We start from the raw sequence: 14,680 nt of genomic DNA, 5'->3' as shown, positions 1-14,680 counted from the left end.
CTTCAAATTTAGCCTTTACGTGTTTTATTTCCTATCAAAAAAACAGCTTTCGGCCAGGTTAACTCCCTTGTTTACTAAAAGTTTTAGACAAAAGGAAAAGCCGCAGCTTCCTTCAAAAATCCAAGAAGGGCAGTAGGAGGGAGAAGGAGAGGAAAGGCTTTCAGACGTTTTCTGTAACAGACATACCCGCTGCTTTGCGGGCAGGCCTGATCGAAACGAGCAGGGTAATGATAATGATCGCCGCCCCGGTTAACAGGAAGTCCGTTACCTCCATTTTTACGGGGTAGGCCTCTACCACAGAGGTTGACATGCCCATGCTGACCAGGCCAAAGTTCTGCTGCAGGTTACAAACAAGCATGCCGAGGGTAAGCCCATAGGCGGCACCAATCAGGGCCACCAGTGCCCCTTCCAGCAAAAAAATGTTGCGGATGGTGGCGGCTGTCGCACCCATGGAGGCAAGAATGGCGATGTCCTTCTTCTTATCAATGACAAGCATCGAAAGCGAGAAGAAGATGTTGAGGGAGGCGATGCCCAGGATAAAGGCAAAGGTGATGAACACAAAGAGCTTCTCTACCTTTACCGCTCGCAGAAGGCTGGTATGCTGCTCATCGCTGTTTTGCACCTTAAACTCCTCGCCCAGCACCTGTTGCAGGCTGCGCTTCACCTCTTCTATCCGGAAGCCCTCGGCCACTTTTATTTCCAGGGCGGTGCGCCGGCTCCCATACTCCAGCAACTCCGATGCGAAATTAAGAGGCACAAACACATAGGAATCGTCGTACTGGCGTTCGATAGCGAAGATACCGGCAGGGCTTATGTTAAGGCTGTTAAAGGAACCCTCTGGGTTAAGGGGATTGAACGTGGTGTTGCGCGGGTACAGAAACTGCAGCGGAATAAACTGGTTGTTGGGCCGGATGGAGAGCTGGTACTGCACGCCCCTCCCAATCAAGGCCCTGTACATGCCATCAACAATCAGTTCGCTACTGCCCTCTACCACCGACGAGTCTATCTCATTCTGCTGAAAGAAGTTCTCGCTCACCCCTTTCACCTTCACCACCATCTGGCGGTCGTTGTAGCGCAGCAGGGCATTGTCTTCTATCACCTCTGAAACCACGGCTACGCCAGGTGTACGGCGAATGCGGTTCATGAACTCCGTGTCCGTTTCAAAGGACTTGCCCTGCAGGGCGGAGATCTTCAAGTCCGGGTCAAAACTGGAGTATATTTCCCGAATCAGGTCCTCCAGCCCATTAAACACAGAAAGCACAATGATCAAGGCGGCAGAACCTACCGCCACGCCGATCATAGCGATGTTAGAGATAATACTGATGATGTTCCTCTTCTTTCTGGAGAAGAAATAGCGCTTCGCGATCAGAAAAGGTACATTCATGTATTTCGTTATCCGTTGTTCGTTCGTCGTTGACTATTATCCGGACTGCGTTTTTTGCTAATGGTTAACCTGTTTATAGCTTCTGGCTGTGTCCTTTTGGGTGTTCCTGCTGCAAGAAACTATAATCCTGTCAGCTTGCCTGATGGTTTACGGTTGTTTTCTGTCCGGGATCGAACGCTCAGTGATTTACCCTTTCAACAAGTAAGCCATTTACCTCATTCAGCCAATCCTATTTCCAGGCCTTCACGATCAGTCCTGTTCCTGACGGATGATCCCCGTTTACGTCCAGCCAATTCAGCACAAGGCAAATCGGAAAGGTAAGCAGGTAGTAGAACGGCAACAGGACAAAGAAAATTTTAGAGACGTTCAGCATGAGCAAAGGATACTTCATAGACAAGCGCCAGGAGATCTGCCCTGGTTTGCCATAGGAGTAACGCGCTTTTACTTTGCTAAACCCTGCCAGCTTCAGCTTGTCCTGTATCTCCTGTATGTTGTACCCATCGCGTACGTGCTCCTCGATAAAAGAGCTCTCTTCCTCCCCGTGCACATCAGAGCCGCCTTGGTCAGAAGGGGTTGAAATAACGAGCAGGCCGCCTTTACGAAGCGATGCGCGGAGGTTTTTAAACACCTCTACGTCCTCCTCGATATGCTCCATCACATCCACAGAAAGAATCAGGTCGTAACTATCCGGCTGCTGAAACTTAACCAAGTCCGCAATTTTAAACAGCACATTATGGCGGCCAATGGCACGAATAAAGGTGTTGCTGTCACAGATCTGCTCTTCTTTCACATCCACGGCCAGCACACTCCACTTACTGCTCATGCTGGACAGGTAATAAGTATACTGCCCAAAGCCTGAGCCAGCGTCCAGAATATACTGCTCCTTGTCGCGCCTACCGGCAGCCCACTCGCGTAGCTCCTTGTGCACGTGCCAGGTGCGCAACAGCAGCAGGTCTAACAGGTTGTAAAACACGCGGCGCAGGAAAGGGGTCTTGTTGAACGCATCACCAAGCACCCGCTTTATCGGATCGTACTGCATAAAGAGGAAATGCCTCTAAGGCTATTTAGGGTAAGTCTCATCGTCCTCGTCATCCTCGCTGGCTGGCGGAATTTCCAGGTTGTCGAACAATTTATCAATGCGTGCGGCATACTCTGCGCTGTCGTCCAGGTAAAACACCAGTTCCGGTATAATGCGTACCTGGTTCTTGATGCGTTGTGCCAGCAGGTGGCGTATCGTTTTGCTGTTTACCCGCACCTCCAGCAACACCTCCTGCGGGTTCTTGGCCATCATTACGCCCAGGTACACTTTCGCCACCCCCAGGTCAGGCGACACGCGCACGATACTTACGGATATATAAGCGCCTCCAAACAAGTGCGGCACTTCCCTTTGAAAGATGTCCGCTAATTCTTTCTGAATCAGGCGCGAAAATTTCTGTTGTCTTTTACTTTCCATACGAAGCTGCAAATATCATATTAATTTCGCATTTTTACCCCAATAGCGCCCTACTCATTTCGGGACCGGGGCCTTCAAACGCTACAGGAACAGAGACGCTTGCTAATGTACGGGTACCCCCAAAGGTTTTGCCCGCTAGGCAGCACCCGGAAAGAGCAAATGCCTTTCCGGCAACTTTTGTCCAGCGTCTTTTGTCCAGGTATATAGTTCTTTCTAACACCATCTTTACTTGATTAGTTACTTCCGAAGCATACTGCCTTCCCGACTGATCCTGCTGGTTTTGCTTTTTCTGGCTATTCAGCTACCACTTATCTTATGGGGCATACCCGGCACAGCGCCAGAACTGCTACACATGTTGGTAGGGGAGCGCCTGGCAGAGGGCTTTGCCATGTACCGCGATGTATATGATAACACAGCCCCGCTCTCTGCATTCGTCTTCTGGGTACTAGATGTAGTAGCTGGGCGCTCATTCCTGGTCTACCGGTTGGCAGCCCTGGCGCTACTCCTGCTACAGGCCCTGCTTCTGAACGCCATTTTTAACAGGCACAATGTTTATGCCAGCAAGAGTTATATCCCGGCCTTGGTGTACCTGGTGATCGGCAGCCTCTCGTTTGAGTTTAACATGCTTACCCCGCTGCTGTTAGGCAATACTTTTGTTCTATTGTCCCTCCCCTATGTTGTGACCCTTTCCAAGGAAGGATTTGATAATAACCGCTTGTTTGTGGGAGGCTTTATGCTGGGGCTCGCTGCTATGTGTTTTCTTCCGCTGGCCCTCTTCCTGCTGATAGGCGCTTTCGGCGTTTTCTTCTTCGCCTCCAATACGTTCCGAAGCTTCCTGCTCATGCTCTGCGGTTTCATTTTCCCTTATGCCGTGCTGATGACCTATTACTTTTATACCAACACCGGGCAGGAGTTTATAGAGTTGCATCTGTTACGCCCCTGGCAACTGCAGGTAGATTTTCTGCGCCCACCTGCTGATGTGGCCAAGCTAATGGCTATCCCAGCCCTGGTGCTGCTGATCTCCTTGCTCAGTACGGCTTCCTTACCACAGCGCCTAGTATTTCAGGTAAAGTTTCAGCAGGTGATGTGGGTCTGGCTTTTTGTAAGCTTCCTGGTCATTTTTACCCGGGATGAGATTACCGTGGCTACCTTTGTGCTGGTACTGCCTCCGCTGGCTTACTTCTCAGAGTTCTTCTTTAACTCTAACCGGAAAAAGTGGCTTCTAAACCTTGTGTTCTTTATCGTGCTGGGAGGCGTGCTGGTACTCCGATACCGGCTGGTGCTGGGCATCAACCCCTACCTGTCGCTTGAGGAATCGCCGCTCCTGTTGCCGGAGGCTCCGGAAATGCCCGTGGAACAAACTACCGTGCTGGTACTGGGTAAAGACACCCGGTATTACATTCAGAACAGGCCTGTTACCCCTTATATAAACTGGGAGCTCGCGCAGCGCCACTTCAAGCGGTTAAACGAATACGACGCTGTTTTCCGCATTAGCCAGAACTTCAGTGGTGAGAGACCGGCTTTTATTGTTGACGAAGTAGGGCTGATGCCGGAATTAAGCTATAAAATACCTGCTGTGTTCGGCGATTACACCCCCACCGACGTACAGGGGGTGTACCAACTGACAGATTAGAAAGGCAGGCCTAGCCTCATAGGGGAGAAAACCAAACGCTACCTCCAGCTAAAAATAAAGCCGCAGCTAAAATAGCTACGGCTTTAAGACCTATATAGAATTATAAAATAAACTTTTTTTAGCAGGTGGTAATTTTATCTACGCGTGTTTGGTGACGGCCGCCTTCAAAAGCTGTGGTTAAAAACACACGCACCATCTCTTTTGCCTCATCTACCGTTACAAAACGTGCAGGGATACAAAGGACGTTTGCGTTATTATGCTCACGGGCTAGTTTCGCCAACTCAGACTGCCAGCACAAGGCTGCCCGTACCTCCTGGTACTTGTTGGCTGTTATAGCCACCCCGTTCCCGCTGCCGCATACCAGGATACCAAAGTCCACCTCTTTGCTCACCACTGCCTTTGCCAGCGGGTGCACGTGGTCAGGGTAATCCACAGAAGCCTCTGAGTCTGGCCCAAAGTCCTGGACAAGGTACCCCAGTTCCTGTAACTCGCCTTTTATGATCCCTTTATAAGAGTAGCCGGCGTGGTCTCCGCCTATTGCAATCTTTAGTGCCATGGTTAATCTATCGTATTATTTTCGTTAAGCCTCTTTAAGTCACTGTTTCGGATAGACCGTGAAACGCTTATACTCGCTTCGTATAAAAGCATGAGCGGCATAGAGATCAACAGCTGGCTTACCACATCCGGCGGCGTGATGATCGCACCTACCACTAATATCACTATCAGTGCATGCCGGCGATAGAGCTTCATAGTTTCCGGTGTGATCAGTCCTGCCTTCGTCAGAAAGAAAACGATCACTGGCATCTCAAACATAAAGGCACAGGCCAGGCACAGCGTCGTAAGCGTAGAGATGTAGGACGACAGGTCGAACTCATTTACAATGGTAGGATCTACCTGATACCCGGCCAGAAAGTTAATCGAGATAGGGGACACCACGTAGTAGCCAAACAGCAACCCCATGATAAACAGGATCGACACAAAGAACACGGCTCCCTGTGAGTTCTTACGCTCCTGTGGGTAAAGTCCCGGTCTCACGAAGCGCCAGATCTCCCAAAAGGCATAGGGGAAGGCACAGGCCAGGCCCAGCACCACAGAGACAAGCAGGTGCATGGTGAACTGCCCGCTCATCTGCCGGCTCTGGATGGTAAAGCCCATTTCTGTGAAACAGAGGGCATCAGTGCCTACCTTTTGACCCAAGGCGCACATGACCCGGTAACTCAGGAAGTCAGTGCGTGCCGGGGCCAGAATGATGTCATGGAATACAAAGCCTTTTGCCAGGAAGGCAATGGTCCCGAAAACGAAGATCGAGCCTAATGCCCTGATGATGTGCCACCGTAGCTCCTCCAGGTGGTCCACGAAGGACATCTCCTGCTGCTCTTCCTCCATGTATGGTTGATCCATCAAAACGGGGCTCCTCCTATCTGTCAATTTCTGTTATTTAATAAGCGAAAAGCGGATACTCCTGCATCCAGCCGTTAATTTCCGTGCGGACAGCGCTGATCTTGCTCTCACTATCGTGGTTGGTCAGCACAGTGTCGATCAACTCTACAATACGGCTCATATCGTTTTCCTTCAGACCGCGGGTAGTGATTGCCGCCGTACCTACACGCATGCCGGACGTCACGAACGGTGACTTGTCATCGAACGGTACCATGTTCTTGTTAATCGTGATGTCTGCTTTCACCAGCGTGTTCTCGGCCAGCTTGCCCGTAATGTCTTTAGAACGCAGGTCGATCAGCATCATGTGGTTGTTCGTTCCGCCGGAGATGATGTCATATCCGCGCTCTAGGAAAGCCTTAGCCATTGCCTGCGCATTTTGCTGTACCTGCTTCACATACTCCAGGTACCCGTCAGAAAGCGCCTCATAGAAGGCTACTGCTTTCGCAGCGATCACGTGCTCCAGCGGGCCGCCTTGTGTTCCCGGGAATACTGCTCCATCCAACACAGAAGACATCATTCTGGTTTCGCCTTTTGGTGTTTTCAGGCCGAAAGGATTCTCAAAGTCTTTCCCCATCATGATCATACCGCCACGTGGTCCGCGAAGGGTTTTGTGGGTAGTGGTCGTTACGATATGGCAGTGCTCGAATGGGTTGTTTAACAAGCCACGGGCAATCAGGCCAGAAGGGTGAGAGATATCAGCCAGCAACAGGGCTCCTACTTCATCCGCCGCTTGGCGCAGCTTCTTATAGTCCCAGTCGCGGCTGTAAGCAGAGGCGCCGCAAATGATCAGCTTCGGACGCTCACGTCGCGCTGTTTCCACTACCTTGTCAAAGTCGATGAGGCCTGTTTCCTGCTCCACACCATAGAAGGTAGGGTTATACAGCTTGCCCGAAAAGTTAACAGGCGAGCCGTGGGTCAGGTGGCCACCATGCGACAGGTCGAAACCGAGGATTTTATCTCCTGGGTTTAGCACAGCCAGCATCACAGCCGAGTTCGCCTGCGCCCCGGAGTGTGGCTGCACGTTTACCCACTCCACACCAAAAAGCTCCTTTGCCCGGTCAATAGCCAGTTGCTCCGACTGGTCTACCACCTCGCAGCCACCGTAGTAGCGCTTGCCAGGTAGTCCTTCGGCATACTTGTTTGTCATCACACTGCCCATTGCCTGCATCACCTGCTCCGACACAAAGTTCTCGGAGGCGATCAGTTCAATGCCGTGCGTCTGACGGGCTTTTTCTTTTGCAATCAGGTCAAATATAGCTGTATCTTTTTGCATCGGTTTAGGATAGGTTTAGTAAGCGTTCAAAATTAAAGTATGTGCCGGAATAAACCAATGTTTCAGAAGTTTATATGCCGCCAGCCACTTGTGCTACAAAAAACCCTTAGAAGAGGCACAGGAGGCTCCTATCACGGTATTCGCGTACACGAGGGATAAAACCGAAACTAGCTCTTCCTGGCCACGGGGTAAGGCCGGTCTTCGTTTGGCTGCACGAACAGCTCCTGGCTATCAAGGTCCAGCGCGACGAGGTTACCCAAAGCGGCATTTTTGTAATAGACGCAGCCGGCGTCCAGGTTTAGCTTTTGTTCCTGGTGGGTAGCCCCCTTTTTAATGCTGTGGAGAGCAGTGGGAGTATGCCCATGCAGCAAACGCTTGTTGTCCAGCCGCTCCCAGTCCACTTTGTAGTCCCGGATGTTGAGCATGGCGTCGGCCTCCTGAAAGATATCTTTCTGCTTAAAATCAAAACCAGCGTGCACCAGGTAATAGTCCGGCAGCTCTAAGTAGTAAGGAAGGCCTTTGAGAAAGGAAACGTATTTAGCAGGGAGGCTCTCAAAATGTTTAATGTCAAAGCTCTGCAAGGTAAGCTCTTGCTCTGCTGGGGTAAGCTTGAGGGCAGCGGCTCCCTTTTTAGTGGACTTCAACAGCATTTGGTCGTGGTTACCCCGTAGGCACTGCACCTGGTAGTGCTGTTTCTGCAAGTGCAGGATAAAGTCTATCACTCCCTTGCTGTCTGGCCCCTTGTTCACGAAATCGCCCAGGAGGTACAGTTCGTCTGTTTTTTGAAGCTTGAGCTGCTCTATGAGGGCTTTAAGCGTTTGAGAGCAACCGTGGAGGTCAGTAAGGGCGTAACGGGCCATGGAATTTCTTTTGCACTATAGGCAAATATAAACAGAAATAGCACCCGTTGTAGCAGGTGCTATTTCTGTCTATGTGTTAGGTACGCTTAATTAATTATACGAGCCCTTGTTAATATCCGGCTTGTCAAGGTTGCGGTTAGGGTTATTCGTGATAACATTAGCGTTGTTCTCACTTACATCAGGCGCTACGTCATCTGGCCCCGATGTGTACTTTTTCTTTAGCTCCTCGTGTTCTTCACGGGTTTGGCTAGGGTCTACGGGTTTCCCTCCAGCGGCTTTGCTTTGTCCTCTTCCGCTTGGGCTTCCCTCGTTTTCTGTGCTTGGTTTTGTGTGCTTATAAGGCATGATTTTTTCCTCCTTCTAATTAAATTCAACATCTGGCGCCATGGCTTCTTGCCGTACATGCACCAACTCCACTGATACCAGTGCTTAGGTTCCGCGGCCTTCTTCTTCGGTGCGGATGTTATCGCCCGGGCGTATACCGTCGTCAGCGTACTCGCTCAAGCCAGTGGCTGACGGGCCTTCCGCAGCAGTATCGCTACCGAAGCCTTCTTTACCGTCGCGGTTGCCGAAGCCCCCGCGTTGGTGCTCGTTCTTTGGCGGATCTGCTCCCGGAATAATATGCCCGGCTCTCATTTCCTGTTCACTTGTATCTGGTTCCTCCACGCGCATGCCTCGCTCGTTTGGCGACTGCCCCTGCAGCGTGTTTTTCTTATTTTTATCTTCAGCCATAATATTCGTTTTTAAATAGTGTAGCCCATGTTAAACCGGGCTTCTCTTATCTATTTTACTCCAATCAGGCCGTTAGGGTTGGCTTATGGCTTAAGTTGCCACCATCTCACCGCCATTTACGTGTACAATCTCACCAACAGTATAAGCGGAGTCCTCAGAAGCCAGGTATACATAAGCAGGGGCTACTTCTGAGGGTTGTCCGGCACGCTTAAGTGGCGTGTTCGATCCAAAAGACTTTACTTTCTCCTCAGGAAAGGTACCCGGGATCAGGGGTGTCCAGATAGGGCCTGGTGCCACACCGTTTACGCGGATTTTCTTTTCGGCCAGCATTTTAGCAAGGCTGCGTGTAAAGGCCAGGATAGCACCTTTGGTGGCAGAATAGTCTACCAGCACCTTATTACCGTGGTAGGCTGTAACAGAAGTAGTGTTGACGATGGTGCTGCCTTCTTTCAAATGATCTAAAGCGGCTTTCACAAAGTAAAACATGCCAAAGATGTTTGTGGAGAAGGTGCGTTGCAGCTGCTCGGCAGAAATATCCCGAATGTCCTTCTGCACGTGCTGTTCACCGGCGTTATTTACCAGCACATCCAGTTTACCAAACTGATCCACCGTCTGCTGTACGGCCTTTTGGGCAAAGGCTTCGTCTCCCACGTCTCCGGCGATCACAAGACACTTGCGCCCTTCTTTCTCGACCAGTTCCTTGGTTTTCTGCGCGTCCTTGTCCTCCTCCAGGTACACGATGGCGACGTCGGCTCCCTCTCGGGCAAAGTGCACGGCAACGGCACGTCCTATGCCGCTATCGCCCCCTGTTATCAGGGCCACTTTATCTTTCAGCTTGTCTGCGCCTTTATAAGAGTCCCGTATAATCTCCGGCTCCGGGGTCATTTCGCCTTCACGGGCTGGCTGCTCAAAGTGCTGTGGCGGGAAAGATTTTGGTTTGTTTTCCATAGCTTTTATTTAGTTTGTACTGGTTTCACGTTTAATAAGTCAACAGGTTAAACTATACGACAGCCTATATGGCATGTTGCTGTTATTCAGCAGAACAGGATTTCATTTGTGTACAAACTTCAAAACCATGTGGCAGAACGAAAACGATACGTTAAAACGAACATTTACCTTTCAAGACTTTAAGCAGGCCATGCAATTTATGAACGAGGTAGCAGAGGTGGCCGAGGAGATGAACCACCACCCCTGGTGGAGCAACGTGTACAACAAAGTAACCATAGAGCTAACCACCCACGATGCCAACAACACCGTAACGGACCTGGACCATGCACTAGCTAAACGGATAGACAGCATATACAACAACTTAACGCAAACTGCCTCCTGATATCGCTGCCATACGGCGTTGGTAAGCCAAAGGGCATACCTTTTGCTTATACTGTTGGCACCTCTACGCTAGCGCAAGGCCGTGTCTTTGAACTATAAATTGTAGTATCTTTGAGGTATGCAGGAACAGGACAAGACGAGTTTATACCTGGTGCCAACCCCCATTGGTAACCTGGAAGATATTACCCTACGCGCGATCCGCGTGTTGAAGGAGGTAGACGTGATTTTGGCGGAGGATACCCGTACCAGCGGCAAATTGCTGCAGCACCTGGGCATAGAGAAGCGCATGCACAGCCACCATTTGCACAACGAGCACAAAGCCACGGCCCACTTAGTTGACCGCCTGAAGGCAGGAGAGGTCATGGCGCTGGTATCGGATGCCGGTACGCCTGGCATTTCTGACCCCGGATTTTACCTGGTGCGCGAGTGCGTGAAGAATGGCATCAAGGTAGAGTGCCTGCCAGGGCCAACGGCTTTTGTGCCGGCGCTGGTTAAGTCTGGCTTCAGCACCGATCGTTTTACGTTTGAGGGCTTCCTGCCTGTAAAAAAAGGACGCCAGACACGCCTGCAGGCCCTGGCAGAGGAGGAGCGTACCATGATTTTTTATGAGTCGCCCCATCGCCTGCTCAAAACGCTGGGCCAGTTTAAAGAGTACTTTGGGGCCGAGCGTGAAGCCTCTGTTTCACGTGAAATCTCAAAAATGTTCGAGGAAACCATCCACGGAACCTTAGAGGAGCTGATCCAGATTTTCAATAACAAAGCCATCAAAGGTGAGTTTGTGCTGGTAGTGTCCGGGGCACCCAAAGGGGGTAAAGCCGATAAAGATTAACATGAAGAACTATATAAAAAAGATAGGGCTGGCCCTGCTGCTCAGCCTTTTCACCCTGCCTGGCTGGGCCCAGTTTGAGGGAATGGAAATTTCCCCGGAGGCCAAGATCAGCCTTCTTACCTGCTCCAGTGGGCAAGACCTGTACGCTATCTTTGGGCATAGCGCGGTACGCGTAACCGACCCGGTTTCTGGTCTGGACGTTGTTTTCAATTACGGTACTTTTGACTTCGATGAGCCGAACTTCTACCTTAAGTTTGCCCGGGGCAAGCTAAAGTACAAGCTCTCAGCAGCCAACTACCGCGACTTCGTGTACAGCTACATAGACGATAACCGTTCGGTGTACGAGCAGGAGCTGAACCTGACCTATGCGCAACGCCAGCAGTACTGGGCTTTCCTGACAAACAATTACCTGCCCGCCAACCGCTTTTACCTCTACGATTTCTTTTTCGATAATTGTGCTACCCGTATCCGGGATGGCATAGAGGCTACTTTCCCGAACAAGCTTGCCTTCAACATAGGCCAGTTCGACGAGGACATGACTTTCCGCAACCTGATTGACTTTTACCTCCCGCCCCAGCCGTGGGGAGACTTTGGGATCGACCTCGCGCTTGGCGCCCGAATTGACCAGGAGGCAAGTCCCTATGAGTACATGTTCCTGCCCGACTACCTGGCGAAAGGTTTTGCCAATGCCACTATCGTGCAGGACGGGGAACCGGTACCCTTAACAAAGGAAGTAAAAGTAATCTATGAGCGGGAGCCAATTCCTTTTGAGGCAGGCTGGTTCACGCCCTCGCTTTTATGGTGGGCTTTCTTTGTTGTCGTACTGGCTCTAACCGCAGCAGACCTGTTCAAGAAAACACGCAGCCGGGTGTTCGATATGACCTTCTTCTTTTTAGCAGGACTGATGGGCATTGTGCTGGTGCTGCTGTGGGCGGCTACCGACCACCAAGCCACAGCTTATAACTTTAACCTGCTCTGGGCAATACCGACACACGTGTTTGTGGCTGTGTTGCTGGGCAGAAAAGTACTGCCGGACTGGGTTCAGAAGTACATGCTGGGCACAGCTGTTGTGGCAGCTGTTTTGGTTATTTTCTGGCCCTGGTGGCCTCAAGAGTTCCATGCGGCCTTTCTCCCGATCGTGTTGTCCCTTGGCCTTAGAGCTGCGTATACCGTATGGTCATCGAAAAGAGCCCTTCTGGAGGCTCCTAAAGTAAGAACCCAAAAGACAACATGAATCTAAAGCAGTTATCACAAGACTTAAACACCGTTGCCCGCCGCGCAGGTGCCTTTATCAAGCGCGAAGGAGAGAACTTTGACCGATCGAAGATAGAGATGAAAGGCTTTAACGACCTCGTGTCTTACGTAGACAAAGAGGCCGAAAAGCAGTTAGTAGAAGGCTTGCGGAAGCTCCTGCCTGAGGCCGGCTTTGTTACTGAAGAGGGAACTGACACCACCAAAGGAGAGCGTTATAACTGGATCATCGACCCCTTGGACGGCACTACCAACTTTACTCACGGTGTACCTGTTTACTGCGTAAGCGTAGCCTTAATAGATAAGGAGGAACTGATCGCAGGCGCGGTGTATGACCCTAACCATGACAATTGCTTCTGGGCTTATAAAGGGGGAGGAGCCTTCTGTAACGATACGCCCATTAAAGTGTCCGATGCCCCTGCCCTTAAAGATTCCCTGATTGCCACGGGCTTCCCTTATTATGACTTCGGCCTTACCCAACAATACCTGCAGGTACTAGGGTCTTTTATGGCTAAATCGCATGGCATACGCCGCCTAGGCTCTGCCGCCATGGACCTGGTGTATGTGGCCACGGGCCATTTCGAAGGTTTCTTTGAATACAATCTAAATCCCTGGGATGTAGCTGCCGGAGCCCTTATTGTGCTGGAGGCGGGCGGCAAGCTAAGCAAGTTTACCGAAGAAGGGGACTACCTTTTTGGCCGGGAAATAGTGGCCAGCAATGGCCACGTACACGCCGAGATGCAGGAGGTGATCAAGGAACACTGGAAACCAACTCAGACTTAAACTTTTTTTACCCGCATTTAGTTTACAAAGCACATGGTACAGGAACTTCTCATTCTCGTCATCTTTTTAGTAGCAGCCTTTTACGTAGGCAGCGTGCTTTATCGTAGCTTCTCTGCTAAAAGCAGCTGCTCTAAGGGCTGTGGCGGCGCCTGCTCTAGCATCGACTTTAAGAAGATACAGAAAGACCTCGAGAAGAAACAGGTAAAGGCCTAACTCCGGCCTGCTGTTATCAGCCAACGGGCTAATTCCTACTTTGCCAGGTGGGCGCCGGATTGCCTCTTTTGCGCTTTATCCTATATATTTTGTATCCAATGCTCTGTTTTGCGTATAGTTCAATACCTGAACTTGAAACATTAAATGCAAAATAACATGGAAAACAAAGTTGAATTAACATCTCTGGTAAGCGCTTTAAACCAACTGCGTAAAGAAGGCTATAAGACAGACTTTAAGGTTACAGAGGACGGTCGGCTAAGTACAATGGACGATAAGGAGACTTTTACCCCGGAGCAGGTGCGTATTGTGAACTTCTATCGTTTTGAGGGAGAGACAAACCCGGGCGACATGTCTATACTGTATGTGTTAGAGACCACCAATGGGGTGAAAGGCACTATATCTGATGCTTATGGTCCGTATGCAGATGATAATGTAGAAAACTTTTTGAAGAAGGTGCAGGACCTCGGCAAAGACGTGGATAAGCCAGATAAATAACAGGAAAGGCCAGTAACACACTGGCCTTTCCTGTTATTACACTACTAACAGAGGCACTATTTTCCGTTGCCGCCTAAGTGCTGCCCATTCTTGATCTGAGCATTGATCTTTTGCAGCTCCTCACTTAGCTTCTCGCCTCCTTTTATGCCAAAATCCAAGGTACGAATCGGGAATGGGATCAGGATATCATTCGCGTCAAAGGCTTTCTTAATGCGGATAATGGCATCGCTTTTGGCACTCACATAATCTACCTGCCGGCTATAACTCACCCAGAAACGCGCCTTAAAGTTAATGGAGCTATCCCCAAAGGCATCATACATCACCTCAATGTCTCTGGTCTTTACTCGGTTCTTCACGTCCTGTAGTGCTTCTGTTACTACCTGCTGCACGTGCTCCAGGTCCTCGGCGTAAGATATGCCCACCTCTACGTCTATCCGCCGTATGCCATAAACAGAGAAGTTCGTGAGCGGATTCTCAAACACCATTTTGTTGGGCAGCCTTACCAACTCCCCTGTTGTCTGGCGCACGTCTATGGTACGCAGGGTAATGCGCTCAATGGTACCGAAGTAATCGTTTGTCTCGATCATGTCGCCAACACCAAAAGGCTTCTGCACGGCAATAATAACCCCGGAGATAAAGTTGGCCGCAATATCCTGAAAGGCAAAACCCAAGGCCAAACCAATGATACCAACACCGGCCAGCAAGGAAATCACTACCTTGTCGAGCCCCAGCACGTTGAGGGCAAAGAAGAAGCCCACCATGATCATTCCAATGTACAGGAGCGTCAGGATGAGGTTATTCAGGGCAGCGCTGTGCGAGAACCTGTTAATAAACTTCTCCAGCCAGTCTTTCACCAGGCCGGCCACGTAAAAGGTGATAATTAACAGTATGATGGCTACAAGAATATTGGGCAGCATCAGCACAGCCTGGTCCCCCCAGGCCTCCAGCTTACCCCATAGCAACTCTACTGTTTTATTCAGGTCATTCATATAATTTGTCAAGTTG

At 50.3% G+C, this 14,680-nt stretch carries 18 protein-coding genes; 7 read left to right on the top strand and 11 right to left on the bottom strand.

The genetic code is table 11. From position 1 onward, the window contains the following. Nucleotides 1-160: 160 nt before the first annotated feature. From CHB92_RS04630 to rbfA, 3 genes are all read right to left on the bottom strand, one after another. Nucleotides 161-1,384, bottom strand: a complete 1,224-nt coding sequence (locus CHB92_RS04630) for an ABC transporter permease (RefSeq protein WP_089318015.1) — start codon at nt 1,382-1,384, stop codon at nt 161-163. Nucleotides 1,385-1,613: 229 nt separating this feature from the next. Continuing rightward, complete coding sequence (locus CHB92_RS04625; protein ID WP_089318014.1) at nt 1,614-2,423, bottom strand: class I SAM-dependent methyltransferase; 810 nt, start codon at nt 2,421-2,423, stop codon at nt 1,614-1,616. Nucleotides 2,424-2,444: 21 nt separating this feature from the next. After that, nucleotides 2,445-2,837: a 30S ribosome-binding factor RbfA gene (gene rbfA, locus CHB92_RS04620; RefSeq protein ID WP_089318013.1), complete on the bottom strand. Its 393-nt coding sequence runs from the start codon at nt 2,835-2,837 to the stop codon at nt 2,445-2,447. 229 nt (nt 2,838-3,066) lie between these two features. On the opposite strand from rbfA, the gene CHB92_RS04615 reads away from it, so the two are divergent. Then, nucleotides 3,067-4,470 carry a hypothetical protein gene (locus tag CHB92_RS04615; RefSeq protein ID WP_089318012.1) on the top strand — a complete coding sequence of 468 codons (1,404 nt, stop codon included), beginning with the start codon at nt 3,067-3,069 and terminating at the stop codon, nt 4,468-4,470. Nucleotides 4,471-4,588: 118 nt separating this feature from the next. Here the strand turns inward: CHB92_RS04615 and rpiB are convergent, their stop codons facing one another. The 7 genes from rpiB to CHB92_RS04580 form a co-directional block, all read right to left on the bottom strand. Then, nucleotides 4,589-5,026 carry a ribose 5-phosphate isomerase B gene (rpiB, locus tag CHB92_RS04610; protein ID WP_089318011.1) on the bottom strand — a complete coding sequence of 146 codons (438 nt, stop codon included), beginning with the start codon at nt 5,024-5,026 and terminating at the stop codon, nt 4,589-4,591. Nucleotides 5,027-5,028: 2 nt separating this feature from the next. After that, the gene (tatC, locus tag CHB92_RS04605; protein WP_245842284.1) at nt 5,029-5,871 is read right to left on the bottom strand and encodes a twin-arginine translocase subunit TatC; all 843 of its coding nucleotides are present in this window, start codon (nt 5,869-5,871) and stop codon (nt 5,029-5,031) included. A gap of 37 nt (nt 5,872-5,908) precedes the next feature. After that, nucleotides 5,909-7,183, bottom strand: coding sequence for a serine hydroxymethyltransferase (gene glyA / locus CHB92_RS04600; protein WP_089318009.1), 1,275 nt, complete (start codon nt 7,181-7,183; stop codon nt 5,909-5,911). Between the two features lie 167 nt (nt 7,184-7,350). After that, the gene (locus CHB92_RS04595; protein WP_089318008.1) at nt 7,351-8,043 is read right to left on the bottom strand and encodes a metallophosphoesterase family protein; all 693 of its coding nucleotides are present in this window, start codon (nt 8,041-8,043) and stop codon (nt 7,351-7,353) included. 90 nt (nt 8,044-8,133) lie between these two features. Then, nucleotides 8,134-8,388: a hypothetical protein gene (locus CHB92_RS04590; RefSeq protein WP_089318007.1), complete on the bottom strand. Its 255-nt coding sequence runs from the start codon at nt 8,386-8,388 to the stop codon at nt 8,134-8,136. A gap of 84 nt (nt 8,389-8,472) precedes the next feature. Beyond that, entirely contained in the window at nt 8,473-8,775 is a 303-nt protein-coding gene (locus CHB92_RS04585) for a hypothetical protein (RefSeq protein ID WP_089318006.1), read from the bottom strand. Between the two features lie 90 nt (nt 8,776-8,865). After that, nucleotides 8,866-9,723, bottom strand: a complete 858-nt coding sequence (locus CHB92_RS04580; RefSeq protein WP_089318005.1) for an SDR family oxidoreductase — start codon at nt 9,721-9,723, stop codon at nt 8,866-8,868. Between the two features lie 127 nt (nt 9,724-9,850). Here CHB92_RS04580 and CHB92_RS04575 point away from each other — a divergent pair, with 127 nt between their 5' ends. From CHB92_RS04575 to CHB92_RS04550, 6 genes are all read left to right on the top strand, one after another. Beyond that, complete coding sequence (locus CHB92_RS04575) at nt 9,851-10,105, top strand: 4a-hydroxytetrahydrobiopterin dehydratase (RefSeq protein ID WP_089318004.1); 255 nt, start codon at nt 9,851-9,853, stop codon at nt 10,103-10,105. A 117-nt stretch (nt 10,106-10,222) separates the two neighbouring features. Continuing rightward, nucleotides 10,223-10,933, top strand: coding sequence for a 16S rRNA (cytidine(1402)-2'-O)-methyltransferase (gene rsmI / locus CHB92_RS04570; protein WP_089318003.1), 711 nt, complete (start codon nt 10,223-10,225; stop codon nt 10,931-10,933). A gap of 1 nt (nt 10,934) precedes the next feature. After that, nucleotides 10,935-12,167 (top strand): Lnb N-terminal periplasmic domain-containing protein, encoded by a 1,233-nt coding sequence (locus CHB92_RS04565; RefSeq protein WP_089318002.1) that lies wholly within the window; start codon nt 10,935-10,937, stop codon nt 12,165-12,167. Beyond that, on the top strand, nt 12,164-12,967 hold the full coding sequence (locus CHB92_RS04560; protein WP_089318001.1) for an inositol monophosphatase family protein: 804 nt from the start codon (nt 12,164-12,166) through the stop codon (nt 12,965-12,967). The genes CHB92_RS04565 and CHB92_RS04560 overlap by 4 nt, the downstream gene beginning before the upstream one ends. 33 nt (nt 12,968-13,000) lie before the next feature. After that, a complete protein-coding gene (locus CHB92_RS04555) occupies nt 13,001-13,180 on the top strand; it encodes a hypothetical protein (protein ID WP_089318000.1) in 180 nt (59 codons plus the stop codon). 156 nt (nt 13,181-13,336) lie between these two features. Further along, nucleotides 13,337-13,675 carry a hypothetical protein gene (locus CHB92_RS04550; RefSeq protein WP_089318184.1) on the top strand — a complete coding sequence of 113 codons (339 nt, stop codon included), beginning with the start codon at nt 13,337-13,339 and terminating at the stop codon, nt 13,673-13,675. 56 nt (nt 13,676-13,731) lie between these two features. Here CHB92_RS04550 and CHB92_RS04545 read toward each other — a convergent pair whose 3' ends face one another. Further along, nucleotides 13,732-14,676 carry a mechanosensitive ion channel family protein gene (locus CHB92_RS04545; RefSeq protein ID WP_245842282.1) on the bottom strand — a complete coding sequence of 315 codons (945 nt, stop codon included), beginning with the start codon at nt 14,674-14,676 and terminating at the stop codon, nt 13,732-13,734. Nucleotides 14,677-14,680 lie beyond the last annotated feature (4 nt).

It is taken from the genome of Pontibacter ummariensis (assembly GCF_900188175.1).
GTDB lineage: Bacteria > Bacteroidota > Bacteroidia > Cytophagales > Hymenobacteraceae > Pontibacter > Pontibacter ummariensis.
This window is presented reverse-complemented; position numbering and strand designations above follow the sequence as displayed.